The sequence below is a fragment of the Ruegeria sp. HKCCD7181 genome (assembly GCF_057221055.1).
On the sequence record NZ_JBWVBC010000009.1, the window covers coordinates 1 to 17,509 of the forward strand.

The 17,509-nt window shown below is 58.1% G+C and carries 13 protein-coding genes; 6 read left to right on the forward strand and 7 right to left on the reverse strand.

Going from position 1 to position 17,509, the window contains the following annotated elements; genetic code table 11:
* Positions 1 to 252: 252 nt before the first annotated feature.
* Positions 253 to 2,538 (reverse strand): adenosylcobalamin-dependent ribonucleoside-diphosphate reductase, encoded by a 2,286-nt coding sequence (locus tag AC2TCY_RS16775; protein WP_480849068.1) that lies wholly within the window; start codon positions 2,536 to 2,538, stop codon positions 253 to 255.
* A gap of 132 nt (positions 2,539 to 2,670) precedes the next feature.
* Between AC2TCY_RS16775 and AC2TCY_RS16780 the strand changes: the two genes are divergently transcribed.
* Positions 2,671 to 3,102, forward strand: a complete 432-nt coding sequence (locus AC2TCY_RS16780; protein WP_480849070.1) for a DUF1489 family protein — start codon at positions 2,671 to 2,673, stop codon at positions 3,100 to 3,102.
* On the opposite strand, the gene hisG is transcribed toward AC2TCY_RS16780, so the two are convergent.
* From hisG to hisS, 3 genes are read right to left on the reverse strand one after another with little or no spacing between them, the layout of a single operon-like run.
* Complete coding sequence (gene hisG, locus AC2TCY_RS16785) at positions 3,103 to 3,792, reverse strand: ATP phosphoribosyltransferase (RefSeq protein WP_480849072.1); 690 nt, start codon at positions 3,790 to 3,792, stop codon at positions 3,103 to 3,105.
* On the reverse strand, positions 3,789 to 4,877 hold the full coding sequence (locus tag AC2TCY_RS16790) for an ATP phosphoribosyltransferase regulatory subunit (protein WP_480849073.1): 1,089 nt from the start codon (positions 4,875 to 4,877) through the stop codon (positions 3,789 to 3,791). Before AC2TCY_RS16790 ends, hisG begins: the two co-directional genes overlap by 4 nt.
* A 3-nt stretch (positions 4,878 to 4,880) precedes the next feature.
* Entirely contained in the window at positions 4,881 to 6,368 is a 1,488-nt protein-coding gene (gene hisS, locus AC2TCY_RS16795; protein ID WP_480849075.1) for a histidine--tRNA ligase, read from the reverse strand.
* A 146-nt stretch (positions 6,369 to 6,514) separates the two neighbouring features.
* Here hisS and AC2TCY_RS16800 point away from each other — a divergent pair, with 146 nt between their 5' ends.
* Positions 6,515 to 6,709 carry a SlyX family protein gene (locus AC2TCY_RS16800; RefSeq protein ID WP_480849077.1) on the forward strand — a complete coding sequence of 65 codons (195 nt, stop codon included), beginning with the start codon at positions 6,515 to 6,517 and terminating at the stop codon, positions 6,707 to 6,709.
* Between the two features lie 4 nt (positions 6,710 to 6,713).
* On the opposite strand, the gene AC2TCY_RS16805 is transcribed toward AC2TCY_RS16800, so the two are convergent.
* The 3 genes from AC2TCY_RS16805 to dnaE form a co-directional block, all read right to left on the reverse strand.
* On the reverse strand, positions 6,714 to 7,079 hold the full coding sequence (locus AC2TCY_RS16805) for a hypothetical protein (RefSeq protein ID WP_480849078.1): 366 nt from the start codon (positions 7,077 to 7,079) through the stop codon (positions 6,714 to 6,716).
* Positions 7,080 to 7,094: 15 nt separating this feature from the next.
* Complete coding sequence (locus AC2TCY_RS16810; protein WP_480849079.1) at positions 7,095 to 7,310, reverse strand: YMGG-like glycine zipper-containing protein; 216 nt, start codon at positions 7,308 to 7,310, stop codon at positions 7,095 to 7,097.
* Positions 7,311 to 7,399: 89 nt separating this feature from the next.
* Positions 7,400 to 10,903: a DNA polymerase III subunit alpha gene (dnaE, locus tag AC2TCY_RS16815; protein WP_480849081.1), complete on the reverse strand. Its 3,504-nt coding sequence runs from the start codon at positions 10,901 to 10,903 to the stop codon at positions 7,400 to 7,402.
* A gap of 344 nt (positions 10,904 to 11,247) precedes the next feature.
* Between dnaE and xdhA the strand changes: the two genes are divergently transcribed.
* The 4 genes from xdhA to AC2TCY_RS16835 are packed head-to-tail and all read left to right on the forward strand — an operon-like array spanning position 11,248 to position 17,469.
* Entirely contained in the window at positions 11,248 to 12,609 is a 1,362-nt protein-coding gene (xdhA, locus tag AC2TCY_RS16820) for a xanthine dehydrogenase small subunit (protein WP_480849083.1), read from the forward strand.
* Positions 12,606 to 15,020, forward strand: a complete 2,415-nt coding sequence (gene xdhB / locus AC2TCY_RS16825) for a xanthine dehydrogenase molybdopterin binding subunit (protein WP_480849084.1) — start codon at positions 12,606 to 12,608, stop codon at positions 15,018 to 15,020. Before xdhA ends, xdhB begins: the two co-directional genes overlap by 4 nt.
* Positions 15,020 to 15,955 carry a xanthine dehydrogenase accessory protein XdhC gene (xdhC, locus tag AC2TCY_RS16830; RefSeq protein ID WP_480849086.1) on the forward strand — a complete coding sequence of 312 codons (936 nt, stop codon included), beginning with the start codon at positions 15,020 to 15,022 and terminating at the stop codon, positions 15,953 to 15,955. The genes xdhB and xdhC overlap by 1 nt, the downstream gene beginning before the upstream one ends.
* The gene (locus tag AC2TCY_RS16835; RefSeq protein ID WP_480849088.1) at positions 15,952 to 17,469 is read left to right on the forward strand and encodes an ABC transporter ATP-binding protein; all 1,518 of its coding nucleotides are present in this window, start codon (positions 15,952 to 15,954) and stop codon (positions 17,467 to 17,469) included. The genes xdhC and AC2TCY_RS16835 overlap by 4 nt, the downstream gene beginning before the upstream one ends.
* Positions 17,470 to 17,509 lie beyond the last annotated feature (40 nt).

Here is a 17,509-nt window from a genome sequence, read left to right on the forward strand (position 1 = left end):
CCTTGTTTCAAACTGGACGAAGCGCGCGAATGGCAGGCAAGTTTGGTGTTTCCATCGCTGATCCTACGATCCGCCATGCCCTCCCACAACGACAACGACAACGACAACGACCTTCAATACATTCCAAATTCAACGACAATGCCACCGCCTCGTTTAGCGGTGGCAAAGTTTTGATGGCCAAAGTTTCAGCTTGAGCTCGATAAATTGCAAACCGATCCTGATTTTCACATCAACAAAAAATTACATAGAATTTCAACCATCACATTTGGAATGCCCACAGCTTCGACATGTCATGCAACCTTCGATCATGACCATGTCAAATTGCCCGCAGGACGGACAGGCTTTGCCGCGTGGCGCATCCATGTTTACCACCTGCGCCTGAGGGTCGGATTTCAGCCCCATGCCTTCACCCTCCAAAAACCCGATCGCAATCATGTGCTGCTCGATCACTCCGCCGATCGCAGCCAGGATGGACGGGATGTACTTGCCCTTGACCCAGGCGCCGCCGCGCGGGTCGAACACGGCCTTCAGTTCCTCGACGACAAAGGAAACATCCCCACCACGACGGAACACGGCCGAGATCATTCTGGTCAGCGCAAGCGTCCAGGCATAGTGCTCCATGTTTTTGGAGTTGATGAAAACTTCAAACGGTCGCCGACGCCCGCTGATGACGATATCGTTGATGGTCAAATAAATCGCATGCTCGCTGTCTGGCCACTTCAGCTTGTATGTCGATCCCTCCAGTGACTGAGGGCGGTCCAGCGGTTCCGACATATAGATAACGTCGCCACCTTCGACTTCATGCGGGGCGTCGGCACTTTCGCCCGGAACCTTTTCCGAACTTTCAGAAACTGTCAGAACCGAACCGGTCACATCGTTTGGACGATAGGTTGTGCACCCTTTGCAGCCTTGATCCCAAGCCTGCATGTAAACATCCTTGAACGCATCAAAACTAATGTCCTCAGGGCAGTTGATCGTCTTTGAAATCGAGCTGTCGATCCATTTCTGCGCTGCTGCCTGCATCTTGACGTGATCGGACGGGGACAAGGTCTGTGCGTTGACGAAAAAGTCAGGCAACTCCTTATCACCGAACTTGTCGCGCCACAATTGAACAGCGTAGTCCACCACCTCTTCTTCGGTGCGCGATCCATCTTTTTGCAGAACCTTGCGCGTGTAAGCATAAGCAAAGACAGGTTCGATCCCTGATGAGACATTTCCGGCGTACAACGAAATCGTGCCGGTCGGTGCAATCGACGTCAGCAGCGCGTTGCGTATACCGTTTTCCCTGATTGCATCACGCACGTCCTCATCCATTTGCTGCATTGTGCCACTGGCCAGGTACTTCTCGGCGTCGAACAACGGGAAAGCCCCCTTCTCGCGTGCCAAATCCACCGAAGCCAGATATGCGGCGCGAGCGATTGCTTGCAGCCAAAGCTCGGTCTGACGCGCCGCCTCGTCGGATCCATAGCGCAGGCCCAACATCAGCAATGCATCTGCCAAACCTGTGACACCCAAACCGATACGGCGCTTGGCCTGCGCCTCGGCAGCCTGTTCCGGCAATGGGAATTTCGAAGCATCAACCACGTTGTCCATCATCCGGACAGCGGTAGAGACCAGCTCCTGCATCGCTGCTTCATCCAGATGAGCACCGTTCTCAAACGGTTCAGCCACTAACCGCGCCAGATTAATCGAACCAAGCAGACAGGCGCCATAAGGCGGTAACGGCTGTTCACCGCAAGGGTTCGTAGCCGCGATGGTTTCGACATAGCTCAGGTTATTGGCCTTGTTGATCCGGTCGATAAAGATCACGCCCGGTTCCGCATAATCATAGGTCGCCTGCATGATCTTGTTCCACAGATCACGCGCCTGAACGGTGTGATAGACCTTGTCGCCGAACACTAGTTCCCATGAGCCATCTGCCTTGACCGCTTCCATGAAGGCATCTGTCACCAGCACCGACATGTTGAACATGCGCAAGCGGGCAGGGTCGGATTTGGCGGTGATGAACTGCTCGATATCTGGGTGATCACACCGCATCGTGGCCATCATAGCGCCGCGGCGCGAGCCCGCTGACATGATCGTGCGGCACATCGCGTCCCAGACATCCATGAAGCTGAGCGGCCCAGAAGCATCCGCGGCCACCCCATGCACATCCGCGCCACGTGGGCGGATGGTCGAGAAATCGTAACCGATCCCCCCACCCTGCTGCATAGTCAGCGCGGCCTCTTTCAGCATGTCAAATATGCCGCCCATGCTGTCGGGAACCGTCCCCATGACGAAGCAATTGAACAGGGTCACCTGCCGGGCAGTGCCGGCACCCGCGGTGATGCGACCGGCCGGAAGGTATTTAAAGTCCTCCAGCGCCTCGAAGAACTTTTCTTCCCAATGCGCAGCGTCCTTTTCAACTCGCGCCAGATCGCGCGCAATACGCCGCCAGCTGTCCTCAACAGTCTTGTCTATGGGCGTACCATCCGCTTGTTTGAAACGGTACTTCATGTCCCAGATCTGCTCGGCGATGGGGGCGGCAAAGCGGCTCATTGGTGATTCCTATTTAGCAAAGAGGAATCCAAGATAGACTAAATGTGCCGACAAATGCCACAACAACTTGATGCCTTTTCCTGTTGCTCTACAATATCAAGCAAGGCCTCGGGACGACTCTGTGGGAAAACTGTGGATAAACTCGTAAACCTCATAAAACTATCCGTCGGCTCTGAAAGCGTCGATACGCTGATCGCGTGGCAGGACAGCCGAAAACCGCTGTACGAGGACGGCTTACCACGCCATGTCACCCGCATGTGGCCCAAGCGCGAGGCCGAGATTCTGAACGGTGGGTCAATCTATTGGGTAATCAAAGGCGTCGTGCAATGCCGTCAGCGCATCCTGCGACTGGACGAGGTCCGGGGAGAAGACGGTATCCGTCGCTGCGCCATTGTTCTGGATCCCGAAGTGCATCGCACTCAGAACGCCCTGAAACGCCCCTTTCAGGGTTGGCGTTACCTTAAACCCGAAGATACCCCGGCCGACCTGCCGAAAGGGCGCGAACAAGACGATGCCCTGCCCGAAGACTTGAATCGGGCACTGGCGGATATCGGCGTGCTGTAGTTATCCCAATTGATCCAATAGCCCGGACAAAACTGATTTACCTTCAGCGTCATATTTCGCCACGCGGCTGCGCCAAAGAGTGGCCTGAGATTGCAGGATCAGCCCATCAGACAGGATTTTCAGGTGGTTTGCCCGCAAGGTTTCGCCAGTTGATGTGATATCCGCAATCGCCTCGGCGGTCTCGTTCATCACGGTGCCTTCAGTCGCGCCCTGGCTATCAACCAGTGTATAGTCAGCCACACCTGCGTCGGTCAGGAATTCCCGCACCAGCCTATGGTATTTGGTCGCAATCCTAAGCCGATGGCCATGCGTTTTGCGGAACGCAGCCGCCGCCGCGTCCAGATCGTCCAGCGTGTCCACGTCCACCCAGCAGGCGGGTGTTGCGATGATCAGATCGGCTTTGCCGAACCCCAGTTGTGAGATCTCTTCTACCTGCTGTTCCCAGCGCGGCAACTTTTCTTGCACCAGATCAACGCCAGTGACGCCCAAATGGATACGGCCAGCGGCCAGTTCCCGCGGGATTTCTCCTGCGGAAAGCAGGATCAGGGAAACCCCATCGATTCCTTCGACCTTACCGGCATATTCCCGATCCGATCCGCTGCGTGACAGAGAAATGCCGCGCTTTTCGAACCACGAGAAGGTCTTCTCCATCAACCGGCCCTTGGATGGTACGCCCAGTTTCAGGCTCATTGCATCGCCTCCTCGATCTCGAGCATCAGATCCGGGCGAATGACGCCTCCAACGGCCGGAATCTCCGCTCCGTTCCCCAATTGCCGCGTCAGCGCGTCATAACGCCCGCCAGTGGCAATGGGCGGCAAATCGGGCCGACCCTCAGCATAAAAGCCAAAAACGAAACCGTCGTAATATTCCATCGACGTGCGCCCATAGGCGGCCTCAAAATCCAACCGTTCCACGTTAACGCCGCGTGCTTGCAGAGACGCAATCCGCGCCTCAAGGCGATCCAGTGCTGGAGTGATCTGCGGAAGGTCCACCGCAACATCGCGCAATTGTTCCAGCGCGAAGGGCATGGTTTCCCTCACATTCAGTAGTGTTTCCAGCCCAGCCAACTCGTTGTCAGAAACCGGAGGCGTGTCGCGGTCTTCGCACAAGGCTTCGATGCGCGCAGCAATCTCCGGCGCTCGGCGTTTGCCGATAATAGGAAATTCAAAAGCCATCGGATCGGCTGCATCAAGCAAGGCGTCACGTCCTTCCGGGGCGGGCTTTCGACCGGCAAATCGATCCAGCAACACACGGAACCGGCGCGGGCGCCACAGGTGCCGCATCAATGCGGCCTTCCGCCGATCCGTCGTGCGCAAACCCTCAACAGCGGCTGTCAGAATGCCGATATCGCCAGTCGCGGCACGCAGGGGCAAGCCGCGCAATTGCAGAGCGAAAAGAGAAAACACCTCGGCATCAGCCCCGGCGGGATCATCGCGGTCAAAGACCTCGTACCCCACCTGAATATACTCGTTGGCACGATCCGGGTCGTGCTCTTGCCGTCGGAAGACTTCGCCGGAGTAGGTGTAACGCGCAGGCTCTGCGCCTTCGCTCATATGCATTTGCACTACGGGCAGCGTGAAATCCGGTCGGAGCATCTGCTCACCGCGCAAGGCGTCAGAGGTCACATATGCGCGGGCTCGGATGTCCTCGCCATAAAGGTCCAGCAGAGTTTCAGCCGGTTGTAGCAGCGGTGGGTCCACGACCAACGCCCCGGCGGCCTCGAACCGGACACGCATCATCGCGGCGCGCGTCTGTATCTGGGAACGGTTGGCCATGGGTCAGTCCTGACTGTCCAGAATTTCACGTACTTTGGCGACCAGATCACCGCGCGGTACTTCGAACTGGCTGGGGCGCTCTTTCCATTCCTCAAGCGTGGCACTTTCGGCGATCTTGGCGCCGAGGATCAGGTCCTTGATCTGCACGATGCCGTTAGCCTTTTCATCACCGCCCTCGATCACAGCGATAGGAGAGTTGCGCTTGTCCGCATATTTCAACTGGTTGCCGAAATTCTTAGGGTTTCCCAGATAGACCTCAGCCCGGATACCTGCACTGCGCAATTCAGCCACCATTGTCTGATAATCGCCCATCCGATCCCGATCCATAACGGTGACAACCACAGGGCCCTTGGCCCTGGCACTGATCCGACCCTTTTCGCGCAGCGCCGCCAGAAGGCGGTCAACTCCAATGGATATACCCGTGGCAGGAACTTCCTGCCCCGTGAACCGCTTGACCAGATCGTCATAGCGCCCACCGCCCGAGACCGACCCGAATTGGCGCTTACGGCCTTTCTCGTCGAAAATCTCAAAGGTCAGTTCAGCTTCATAAACCGGCCCGGTGTAGTAGCCCAAACCGCGCACGACCGAAGGGTCGATCTCGATCCTGTCCGCACCATAGCCGCCCGCATCCAGCAAGGCGCCGATCTGTTCCAGCTCGGCGATACCATCCGCACCCATCATGCTGTCGCCAACGGCGGCCCGCAGATTAGCCAGCGTCCCGGCAGTGTCAGCGGCCTTGGATGTCAGAAAGGCAATCACCGGCTCGGCTTGATCGTCACTGAGGCCAACGCCGTCAATGAACGCCCCCGATGCATCCAGACGACCCTGGGTCAGCAACTCTCGCACGCCCTGCTCCCCCACCTTGTCGAACTTGTCGATGGTGCGCAGAACGTTATCGCGGGCCGCCGCGTCTTCGCCCAGACCCATCGCCTCGAGCACGCCATTCAGAACCTTGCGGTTGTTCACGCGCACCAGATAGTCACCGCGCGGAATACCGACGGTCTCCAACGTGTCCGATAGCATTGCGCAGATCTCGGCATCGGCCGCCATCGAGGCCGTCCCCACAGTATCCGCATCACACTGATAAAATTGGCGATACCGACCCGGGCCGGGCTTTTCGTTGCGCCAAACCGGACCCATCGCATAGCGGCGATAGGGTGTCGGCAGATCGTTGCGGTGCTGCGCATAGACGCGTGCCAAAGGCGCGGTCAGATCGTAGCGCAGGGCCATCCAGTCGCCATTGTCGTTCTCATCGAATTCCTGCCATGCGAACACGCCTTCGTTCGGGCGGTCGACGTCGGGCAGGAACTTGCCCAACGCCTCGACGGTTTCGACTGCACTACTTTCAAGCGCATCAAAACCATAGCGATGATAGACGCCAGCAATGGTCCGCAGCATCTCGGTGCGCTGCGTGACTTCCGAGCCGAAATAGTCACGAAACCCTTTCGGCGTGACTGCCTTGGGGCGGGGCTGTTTCTTGGGCTTGGCCATTTGGGGCGTCCTTGGGATTTTCCTGTTCCGCGCGCGGTCTATCCCATGGCCCGGATCGGGGCAAGCCAACCCTCTGCCGCAGGCGTTCTTTCTCTGGCCTTGGAGACAGCAGGCCGCTATGACCGGCTCAGAGACAGGAGCGTCCCATGCAGCATCTGGAAGAACAGATCGCCCATTTGACCCGCACGGTCGAAGAGCTGAACACAGTCGTCACTCGGCAACAGGACGAAATCGACCGCCTGACCCGTCGGGTTGAAATGCTGTTACAGCGCGAAGCTGAGCGCGCACAGGAAGGATCCGGCGGCGTTATCTTGGGAGACGAACGCCCGCCTCACTATTGAGATCCTACAAACCCAAAGTCGATTTTACGGCATCATCAACGACACCGCCCAGCAACGCATTCTCGTCCCCCGCGCAACCCTCAGTCAGAGCGGCCAAAAATGTCTCACGCAGTTTGGCCTTATCCTCATCAGACGACGCGTAGTCCTCGATATTGATCTGTCGGTTATAGAGCGAAAGGGCCGTCATCTTGCTGACCACGTCCAGAACGTATTCGTCGCTCCCATCGGCCTCTTCGATGACGGAGGCACAGGTGTGGTACATCATCGGCAGGGCTTCCTGTACCATCTGCTTAGCTGCCTCGTCAGCCTGCACCAGGACCGGAACAGAAATAAGAGCGGCGGTCATTATCTGAATAGCGAAAATACGCATCTCATACCCCTCCGATTACTTTGAATTCGCGCCGATGAGCGCGCCAACGACCGCCCCTGCAGCGGCCCCTTTGCCATCACCAACCAGAGCGCCGACCCCCGCACCGATCAACGCGCCCTTTACCGCTTTTTTCTCTTTGTCATCCGCCAACCCCGCTGTGGCCGAGATCAAAGCCAGCGACGTTGTTGCGGCAAATGCAACTGTTCTTAATCCAATTCCTGAAATCGTCATGTGGATGCCCTCCCATGGCATGACCTGAGCAATTACCTTTGGGGTAAGCCTAACGAGGCGCCAATGTACTGGCAACAAAACGGTGGGCGTTAGATCTCCTCGACTGACATGACTCCGTCCAACGATTTAATTGCGCCCTTGATCTGTGGGTTGATCGGGAAATCCTGACCTAACTCCATTTCAACTTCTCCGGGCAAGCCAGGGTCCATCAGGCACAGCTGAATCGGACCCTTCGAAGCGTTTTTGGCCGCGCTGGCCGCGTCCTCAAGCACTTTTGCCACTGTCGGCAAAACCTGCGGTTCTTCCACAAAAATCTTGAGCCCGGTTGCACCGGCTTCGGCTACTACGGCGTCAACCGGACCGACGGAGCGGCCGAGCAGTTTCAGCTGGTCCGCCTCCATCGTCGCCTCGGCGGTCAGGACAACCTGCGCGCCGGTCTCCAGAAACTCACGCGACTTTTCCAAAGTATCCGAGAACAGCGTGACTTCGTAAGCGCCGGTCGGATCGGAAAGCTGGGCAAAGGCAAAGCGGTTACCCTTTGCCGATTTCCTCTCTTGTCTCCCGGAAACCACCCCTGCCATTTTGGCAAGCATCATCCCTTTGTGCCTGACATGCTCGATGACCTGATCCAGAGTCATGACGTCACGCCGCTTTAGCGCCGGCATGTAGTCGTCCAGGGGGTGACCCGACAAGTAAAAGCCGATGGCCTTAAATTCTTCGCTCAACCGCTCCGCCGGCAGCCAGTCCGGCGACTGCGACAGGCGCGGCTCGGGCAGGTCGTCGCCAGCCTCACCGAACAAGGACACCTGGTTCGAGTTCTTCTGTTCATGGATTGCCGCCGAGTATTGCACAAGCGGATCAAGGCTTTCGAATACACGACGGCGGTTCTTGTCGAGCTGATCAAAAGCCCCGGCCCGCGCCAGCATTTCCAGAGGGCGCTTGCCCACTTTCTTCAGGTCGACGCGGCGGGCAAAATCGAACAGGTTCACAAATGGCTTTTCCGCGCGCCCTTCGACCACAAGGTTCATCGCTTCGACGCCTACATTCTTGAGCGCGCCCAGCGCATAGACCAAGTGCCCCTCGACCACGTCGAACGTCGCCAGCGAGCGGTTCACGCAGGGCGGCACGTAGGGAAGTTCCAGGCCTTTACGGACTTCCTCGAAATAGACCGCCAGCTTGTCGGTCAGGTGGATATCGCAGTTCATGACGCCCGCCATGAACTCAACCGGGTGGTTCGCCTTCAGCCAGCCGGTCTGATAGCTGACCACCGCATAAGCAGCCGCGTGCGATTTGTTGAAGCCATAGTTCGCGAATTTTTCGAGCAGGTCGAAGACCTCAGACGCCTTCTTGGCATCCACTCCATTTTCGCCCGCGCCCTTTTCGAATTTCGGGCGTTCGGCGTCCATCGCCTCTTTGATCTTCTTACCCATCGCACGGCGCAGCAGGTCGGCACCGCCAAGGCTATACCCTGCCATGACCTGCGCGATCTGCATCACCTGTTCCTGATAAACGATGATGCCCTGGGTTTCTTCAAGGATATGGTCAATCAGCGGATGTACGGACTCGATTTTCCGCAGCCCGTTCTTGACCTCGCAATAGGTTGGAATGTTCTCCATTGGACCGGGGCGGTACAACGCCACAAGAGCAACGATGTCCTCGATACACGTGGGTTTCATACGCTTGAGCGCGTCCATCATGCCCGAGGATTCCACCTGGAACACTGCGACCGTCTTGGCCGCCGAGTAGAGCTTATATGTCGCCTCGTCGTCCAGAGGGATTGCGTTGATCTGGTTCTCGGCCCCCTCGGCTGGTTCATAGAGTTCCGTGCCATCAGCGGTGACGTGCAGCGGGCGCCCGGACTTAAAGATCAGATCCATAGCGTTTTGGATCACGGTCAGGGTTTTCAGACCCAGAAAGTCGAACTTCACCAGCCCGGCTTGCTCCACCCACTTCATGTTGAACTGGGTTGCAGGCATATCCGAGCGCGGGTCCTGATAAAGCGGTACCAGCGCATCCAGCGGTCGGTCGCCAATCACCACCCCCGCCGCGTGCGTCGAAGCGTTCCGCAGCAGACCCTCGACCTGCTGGCCGTATGTCAGCAGACGATCCACAACCTCTTCGTTGCGGGCTTCTTCGCGCAGGCGCGGTTCGTCTTTCAACGCTTTTTCGATGGATACGGGTTTGACGCCTTCGACGGGGATCATCTTGGACAGCCGGTCCACCTGCCCGTAAGGCATTTGCAGAACTCGTCCGATGTCACGCACGGCCGCCTTCGACAAGAGCGCACCAAAGGTGATGATCTGCCCCACTTTGTCGCGGCCGTATTTCTGCTGCACATAGCGGATTACTTCTTCCCGACGGTCCATGCAGAAGTCGATATCGAAGTCTGGCATCGAAACCCTTTCGGGGTTCAGGAAGCGTTCGAACAGAAGGCTGTAGCGCAATGGATCAAGGTCGGTGATCGTCAGCGCATAAGCAACCAGCGAGCCCGCACCCGAGCCCCGACCCGGCCCCACAGGAATATCCTGATCTTTGGACCATTGGATAAAGTCCGCAACGATCAGGAAGTAGCCCGGGAAACCCATCCCTTCGATAATGTCGAGCTCGAAATCCAGCCGCTCTTGATACTCCTCGGGCGTCACAGCATGCGGGATCACCGCCAGACGCTTTTGCAGTCCTTCATTCGCAATGCGGCGCAGTTCGGCGACCTCATCATCAGCGAATTTTGGCAGGATCGGGTCGCGACGATAGGCCATGAACGCACAGCGTTTGGCAATCTCGACGGTGTTCTCGATGGCCTCGGGCAGATCGGCAAACAGAGTCACCATCTCTTGCTGCGACTTGAAATAATGCTGTGCGGTCAGACGACGGCGACCGTCTTGCTGGTCGACATAGGCCCCTTCAGAGATACAGATCAACGCATCATGCGCCTCGTACATATCCGAGGTCGGGAAATAGACGTCGTTGGTGGCAACCAGTGGCAGGTTCTTGGCATAGGCCATCTCGACATGACCACGTTCAGTCAGGCGTTCGGCTTCGGGCTGGCCACCCTCACCCGGATGACGTTGCAATTCTATATACAGGCGATCCGGGAACATCGTCGCCAGCCTATCTATTAAAACCTCTGCCGCCGGACGCTGACCTTGCTGCAAAAGCCGTCCCACCGGGCCATCGGGCCCACCGGACAGGCAGATCAGGCCATCTGATCGGTCCGCCAACTCCTCCAGCGTCACTTGCGGCAGTTGTCCGCCCTTGTCCACATAGAGGCAAGAGCTGAGCTTCATCAGGTTTTCATACCCAACCTCAGATTGTGCCAGCAGCAACAGCGGCGCGGGTGCTTTTGGCTTCTCACCCGGTTGCGCCTGCACGTAAGTCAAGTCGACCTGGCACCCCATGATCGGCTGCACGCCCGCCCCGCTGGCGGTGACCGAAAACTCGAGCGCCGAAAACATACTGTTTGTGTCGGTCACAGCGACGGCCGGCATCTCCATCTGCTCGCAAAGAGCCGGCAGCTTTTTCAGGCGCACGGCACCTTCCAGCAGTGAATATTCGGTGTGAACGCGGAGGTGAATGAATCGGGGAATACTGCTCATGACCGGCAGGCTACCTCAGCCAGCGACCACGCAAAAGCCAGAACCTGAGCCACGAACTGTCAAAATAATCGACGGCGATTATTCGGTTTTTTCAGAAGGTGCTTCGGGTGGGAAGTTCTTCGCCAAACAGAAAACACTTTAGTTTCAAAACACTGAGCAATACAGTTGGTTGAATAATTCACGCCGTTTGGCGGTATTGGTGCATCGCAGGGGCAGTTTTTCTTGCCAGACAACCTGCGCTGTTTCTAACATCTTACGGCAAGCTACCAGCCCGCTACTCTTTCTACGTCGCATCGAAGGAGAGCACCGAAGGGCACAACCGGGTAAGGCGACGGGTTTCTCGTATGAATATCACGTTTCTTCTGAACGGAGAGACAGTGGAGCTGGCGGATGTCGATCCGACAGCGACCCTGCTGGACTGGCTGCGCGAGGACCGCGGCCTGACCGGCACCAAAGAAGGCTGCAACGAGGGCGATTGCGGTGCCTGCACCGTGATGGTGACGGATGAAGGCGGCCACAAAGCGCTGAATTCCTGCATCCTGTTCCTGCCCCAATTGCACGGCAAGGCGGTGCGTACGGTCGAAGGTGCTTGTGGTCCGAATGGTGAAGCGCATCCCGTTCAACAGGCCATGGTCGACCTGCATGGTTCGCAATGCGGTTTCTGCACCCCCGGTTTCGTGATGTCGATGGTGGCAAGCCATGCCACTGGCGCAACAGATCACGACACTCAGCTTGCTGGCAATCTTTGCCGCTGCACGGGCTATGCACCGATCATTCGCGCGGCGGAAGCTGTTGAAAAACACCCTGTTCCGGTCTGGGTTCGGGACAAGCCTGTAGCGACGCGGGCGGCCTCACCCATGTTGCCGGAATCCTCAGACGAATTGGCCGCCGTTTTTGCCGAGCACCCGGATGCCACACTGGTAGCAGGAGCAACCGACGTAGGTTTGTGGGTCACCAAGCAACTGCGGAATCTGGACCCGGTCATTTTCCTGAACCGCTGTGACGATCTGAAGGAAATTGACATCACAGATGACGAAGTCCGCTTCGGCGCCATGGTCGACATGAACCGCATGGGCGCGGCGCTAGCCGACCTGCATCCTTCCTACGCCGAGATGATCCGCCGCTATGCCAGCGTTCAGGTCCGGCACGCGGCCACCGTTGGTGGAAACATCGCCAATGGCTCACCTATCGGAGACAATCCGCCCGCGCTGATTGCTCTGGATGCAACGCTGCACCTCCGCAAGGGAGATGCGCGTCGTTCGGTTCCGCTGGAAGAGTTCTTCATCGACTACGGCAAGCAAGATCGCACCCCGGGCGAATTTGTCGAAGCCGTCAGCTTCCCGCGTCAGGTCGACCGTCTGAAAACCTATAAACTCAGCAAGCGCTTCGATCAGGATATCTCGGCCGTGTGCGGGTGTTTCAACATCACCGTTTCGAACTGCATCGTCACGCAGGCACGCATCGCTTTTGGCGGAATGGCTGGAATTCCGAAACGAGCCTCGAACGTCGAGGCCGCTTTGGCCGGCAAGCCATGGACGCACGAAACCATTCGGGCCGCGATCCCTGCTTTTGCTGACGATTTTACCCCGATGACGGACATGCGCGCCTCGGCCACGTATCGGCTGGAAACGGCCAAGGCGATGCTCGAACGATACTTCCTCGAAGATCAGGGCGAGGTAACTAACGTGCTGGAGGTGACGGCATGAGCGTGACAAAACCACTCCCCCACGACGCCGCGCCGCTGCATGTCTCTGGTACTGCACGTTATGTGGACGACATCCCGACGCCCAAAGGATCGCTGCATCTGGCTTTTGGCCAAAGCCCGATCGCCAAGGGTAAGATCACGGCGATGGATCTGTCGGCTGTAAAAGCCGCCGAAGGGGTCGTCATGGTGATGACCGCCGAGGACCTGCCCTTTGCCAATGACGTCTCTCCGTCCATCCATGACGAGCCTTTGCTGTCGGATGGTACGGTCAACTACATCGGCCAGCCGGTCTTCCTCGTGGTCGCAACAAGCCATCTTGCGGCGCGTAAAGCGACACGTTTGGACAAGATCGATTATGCCGAAGAAACTCCGATCCTGACAGTCGAGGATGCCTTGGCAGCGGACAGCCGGTTCGAAGAAGGCCCCCGAATTTATGCCAAAGGGGATGCGGACGCCGCCATTGGCGGGTCTGCTCATGTGATTGAGGGCGGTTTCGAACTTGGCGGGCAGGAGCACTTCTATCTGGAAGGACAGGCCGCTTTGGCCGTGCCAAATGAAGGCGCGGATATGCTGGTGCACTCCTCGACCCAACACCCGACCGAGATTCAGCACAAAGTTGCGGACGCATTGGGTGTTCCTATGCACGCCGTTCGGGTTGAAACGCGCCGCATGGGCGGCGGGTTTGGCGGAAAGGAAAGTCAGGGCAATGCTCTGGCCGTTGCCTGTGCCGTCGCGGCTCGTGCAACCGGCAAGGCCTGCAAAATGCGCTATGACCGTGACGATGACATGATCATCACCGGCAAGCGCCATGCGTTTCGCATTTCGTACAAGGCCGGATTTGATGAGTACGGGCATATTCAGGGCGTTTCCTTCCTGCAATACGCGATCTGCGGCTGGGCGCAGGACCTATCCCTGCCCGTGGCTGACCGCGCGATGTTGCATTCGGATAACGCCTATCTGCTACCGAATGCCCGGATCGAAAGCCACCGGCTGAAAACCAACACCCAATCTGCCACCGCCTATCGCGGCTTTGGCGGGCCTCAGGGCATGGTCGCCATTGAGCGGGTGATGGATCACGCCGCGCACGTGATGGGTTTGGATCCGGTCGAACTGCGTCGCCGGAACTACTATGACCCAGCACATGTGCCAACCATGGAACCCACGCACCTAGCGACCCGTCCCTTGGGCCATGTCGACCCGCACGAGGATCTGACAAGTTTGGGTGCAGTGGAGCAGGTAAAGACTGCGCCACCTGTTCGGCCGGTGCCAGAAGGCGGCAATACAACGCCCTACGGCATGGAAGTCACTGATTTCGAACTGCATGAGATGACAGAGGCGTTGCTGAAATCCAGCGATTATGCCTCCCGTAAGGCAGCGATCGAGAAGTGGAACGCCAAGAATTCCGTTATCAAGAAAGGCATCGCCTTCTCTCCGGTCAAGTTCGGCATTTCATTCACGCTGACCCATCTGAACCAGGCGGGGGCGCTGGTGCACGTGTATCAGGACGGCTCGGTTCACCTGAACCACGGTGGCACGGAAATGGGCCAGGGACTGTTCCAGAAAGTCGCTCAAGTTGCTGCGTCTCGCTTTGGCATTCCGTTAGAGATGGTTAAGATCACGGCGACAGACACAGCCAAGGTGCCCAACACGTCTGCTACGGCGGCGTCTTCGGGCAGTGACCTGAATGGTATGGCGGTCAAGGCTGCCTGTGAGACGATCCGCGACCGGATGGCGGATTATCTGGCAGAACGGCATCAGGCTGATCCATCAACGGTCACATTTGCGGATGGTCAGGTCACGGTCGGCGAAGAGACCTATCCCTTCGCCGAAGCCGCCGCGTTGACTTATCAGGGCCGTGTGAGCTTGTCGGCGACCGGGTTCTACAAGACTCCCAAGATCGAATGGGACCGGATCAAAGGTCGCGGCCGACCGTTCTTCTACTTCGCTTATGGTGCATCTATCACCGAAGTTGCTGTTGATACGCTGACCGGAGAAAACCGAATTCTGCGCACAGATATCCTGCATGACGCAGGTGCCTCGCTGAACCCGGCACTGGATGTCGGTCAGGTTGAGGGCGGGTATGTGCAAGGCGCAGGCTGGCTGACAACCGAGGAACTGGTCTGGGATGGCAAGGGCAACCTGCGCACGCATGCGCCGTCGACCTACAAAATTCCGGCCTGTTCCGACCGGCCCGACGTTTTCAACGTGGCTTTGTGGGATGGCGCGAACCGTGAGGACACGATCTATCGCTCCAAGGCGGTAGGAGAGCCGCCGTTCATGCTGGGCATATCCGCCTGGCTGGCGCTGTCGAACGCGGTGGCGGCCTGCGGAGACAGCTATCCCGCATTGGACGCACCGGCCACGGCGGAAGAAGTCTGGCACGGCGTCCAAAGAGTTAAGGGAGGTACCTAATGGGATTTGATCGGGAAGCATTGAGGGAGGCGGTCAAAACCCACGGAAAAGTGGTCCGGGTGGTCATTGCCGGGATCAAAGGTTCGTCACCCCGCGAAGTTGGTGCAGCTATGCTTGTTTGGGAGGACGGGCAATCAGGCACTATCGGTGGCGGAACGCTGGAGTTTCAGGCCGCCGAGGCAGCGCGGTCTCAGACCAAGTCGTCCCGCCTGACGCAACATGCGCTTGGCCCCGACTTGGGACAATGCTGCGGAGGTGCGGTAACACTGTTCAGTGAAATCTATGATCGCGACACCGTAAACAAGTTGGACGACACACTGATCGCTCGCCCGACCTCAGGCGGCGAAATGCCCCTTTCGGTCAAACGCCTGCAGACGCAGGCCCGTGGCCAGGGCGTTCAGCCGGACACGCAACTGATCGACGGCTGGATGGTAGAGCCGGTGCATAAACCGGAGCGCAACTTGTGGATCTGGGGCGCCGGTCACGTAGGCCGTGCTCTGGTCGATGTTCTGTCACCGCTGCCCGATCTGGCGATCACCTGGGTCGATACAGGACCAGAACGGTTCCCCGAAACGGTACCGAGCGGTGTCACCGTCGCGCCAGCGGCGAAACCAGCCAAGCTGGTGCGCTATGCGCCGCGCGATGCCGAACACCTTGTGCTGACATATTCACACAATCTGGATCTGGAACTGTGCAACAGGCTGCTTTTGCACGATTTCCGCTTTGCGGGCTTGATCGGCTCGGCTACCAAATGGGCGCGATTCCGGTCGCGGCTGGCCACCCTCGGGCACCCGCCCGAACGGATAACCCGGATCACTTGCCCGATTGGCGATCCGTCACTGGGCAAACACCCGCAGATGATCGCCGTCGGCGTCGCAGCGCAAATCCTGCGCCCTGCCCGGCAGAACGACTTGAAGAAGGACCTGAGCGCGTGACCACTCCATTATTGAGTTTGCAAGGGCTGACCAAAGCCTATCCCGGCGTCGTGGCCAATGATCAGGTGTCCTTTGACATCGGTGAAGGCGAAGTTCATGCCCTGCTGGGCGAGAACGGCGCGGGAAAATCCACGCTGGTGAAAATGATCTACGGGCTGGTGAAACCCGACAGCGGCACGATGCTGCTGCGCGGACAGACTTTTGCACCACCTGAACCCCGTGCTGCGCGGGCGGATGGGATCGCAATGGTGTTCCAACACTTCTCGCTGTTCGACGCGCTGAACGTGGCCGAGAACATCGCACTTGGTATGGAGAAACCACCAGCCATGGGTGATCTGGCCTCTCGAATTCGGGAAGTTTCCGAGACATACGGCCTGCCCCTTGATCCTTACCGCACGGTCGGCGACCTGTCTGCCGGAGAACGCCAGCGGGTCGAGATTATTCGCTGTCTTCTACAGGATCCCAAACTGCTGATCATGGATGAGCCGACCTCGGTTCTGACACCACAAGAGGTGGATATCCTCTTTGAAACGCTGAACAAGTTGCGATCCGAGGGCACTTCGATCCTCTATATCTCGCACAAGCTGGAAGAAATCCGCACGCTTTGTGATCACGCCACAATCCTGCGCTTGGGCAAGAACGTGGGCGAGTGTGTTCCAAACGAAACCTCTGCGCGTGATATGGCCGAAATGATGGTGGGCTCGACTCTGCAAACACCGGAACGCTCGGGGCGTGAGTTCGGCGAGGTTGCACTGGACGTAAGTGGCCTGTCTGTTCCGTCACCATCGGAATTCGGCACCGCTCTGCAAAACGTCCATATGACAGTGCGCAAGGGCGAAGTACTGGGCATCGGCGGCGTTGCTGGCAATGGACAGGATGAGCTGCTGGGCGTTTTGTCCGGTGAAATTCCGACCGCTGCGGACGCGATCAAGTTCAACGGTCAGAAGATTGGCAAACTAGGCCCGACTGCGCGCCGCAGCCTGGGTGTACTGACGGCACCCGAAGAACGGCTGGGCCACGCGGCTGCACCGGATATGAGCTTGACCGAGAACGCATTGCTTACCGGTTCGGTACGCGAAGGCCTTGAGAACAACGGGTTCCTGAAATGGGCCGAAACGCAGAGCTTTGCCGAGAGGATCATTGAAGACTTTGATGTCCGCACGCCGGGCCCCGAGAACGCGGCACGATCATTGTCGGGAGGGAACCTGCAGAAATTCGTGATTGGCCGTGAAGTTCTACAAAACCCCGACGTGCTGGTGGTGAACCAGCCGACTTGGGGCGTCGACGCTGCCGCTGCTGCTTCGATCCGTCAGGCAATTCTGGATCTGGCGGCCAAAGGCACGGCAGTTGTTTGCATCAGCCAGGATCTGGATGAACTGATGGAAATATCGGACAGCTTCGCCGCCCTGAACGAAGGCCGGCTGAGCGCGCCGCGCACAACAACAGGTCTGACGGTCGACGAAATCGGCCTGATGATGGGCGGAGCACATGGCATGGAGGTGGCCCATGTGTAAGCCAGTGACAAGACTCAAAAAAGATAATGTATACGGGGGG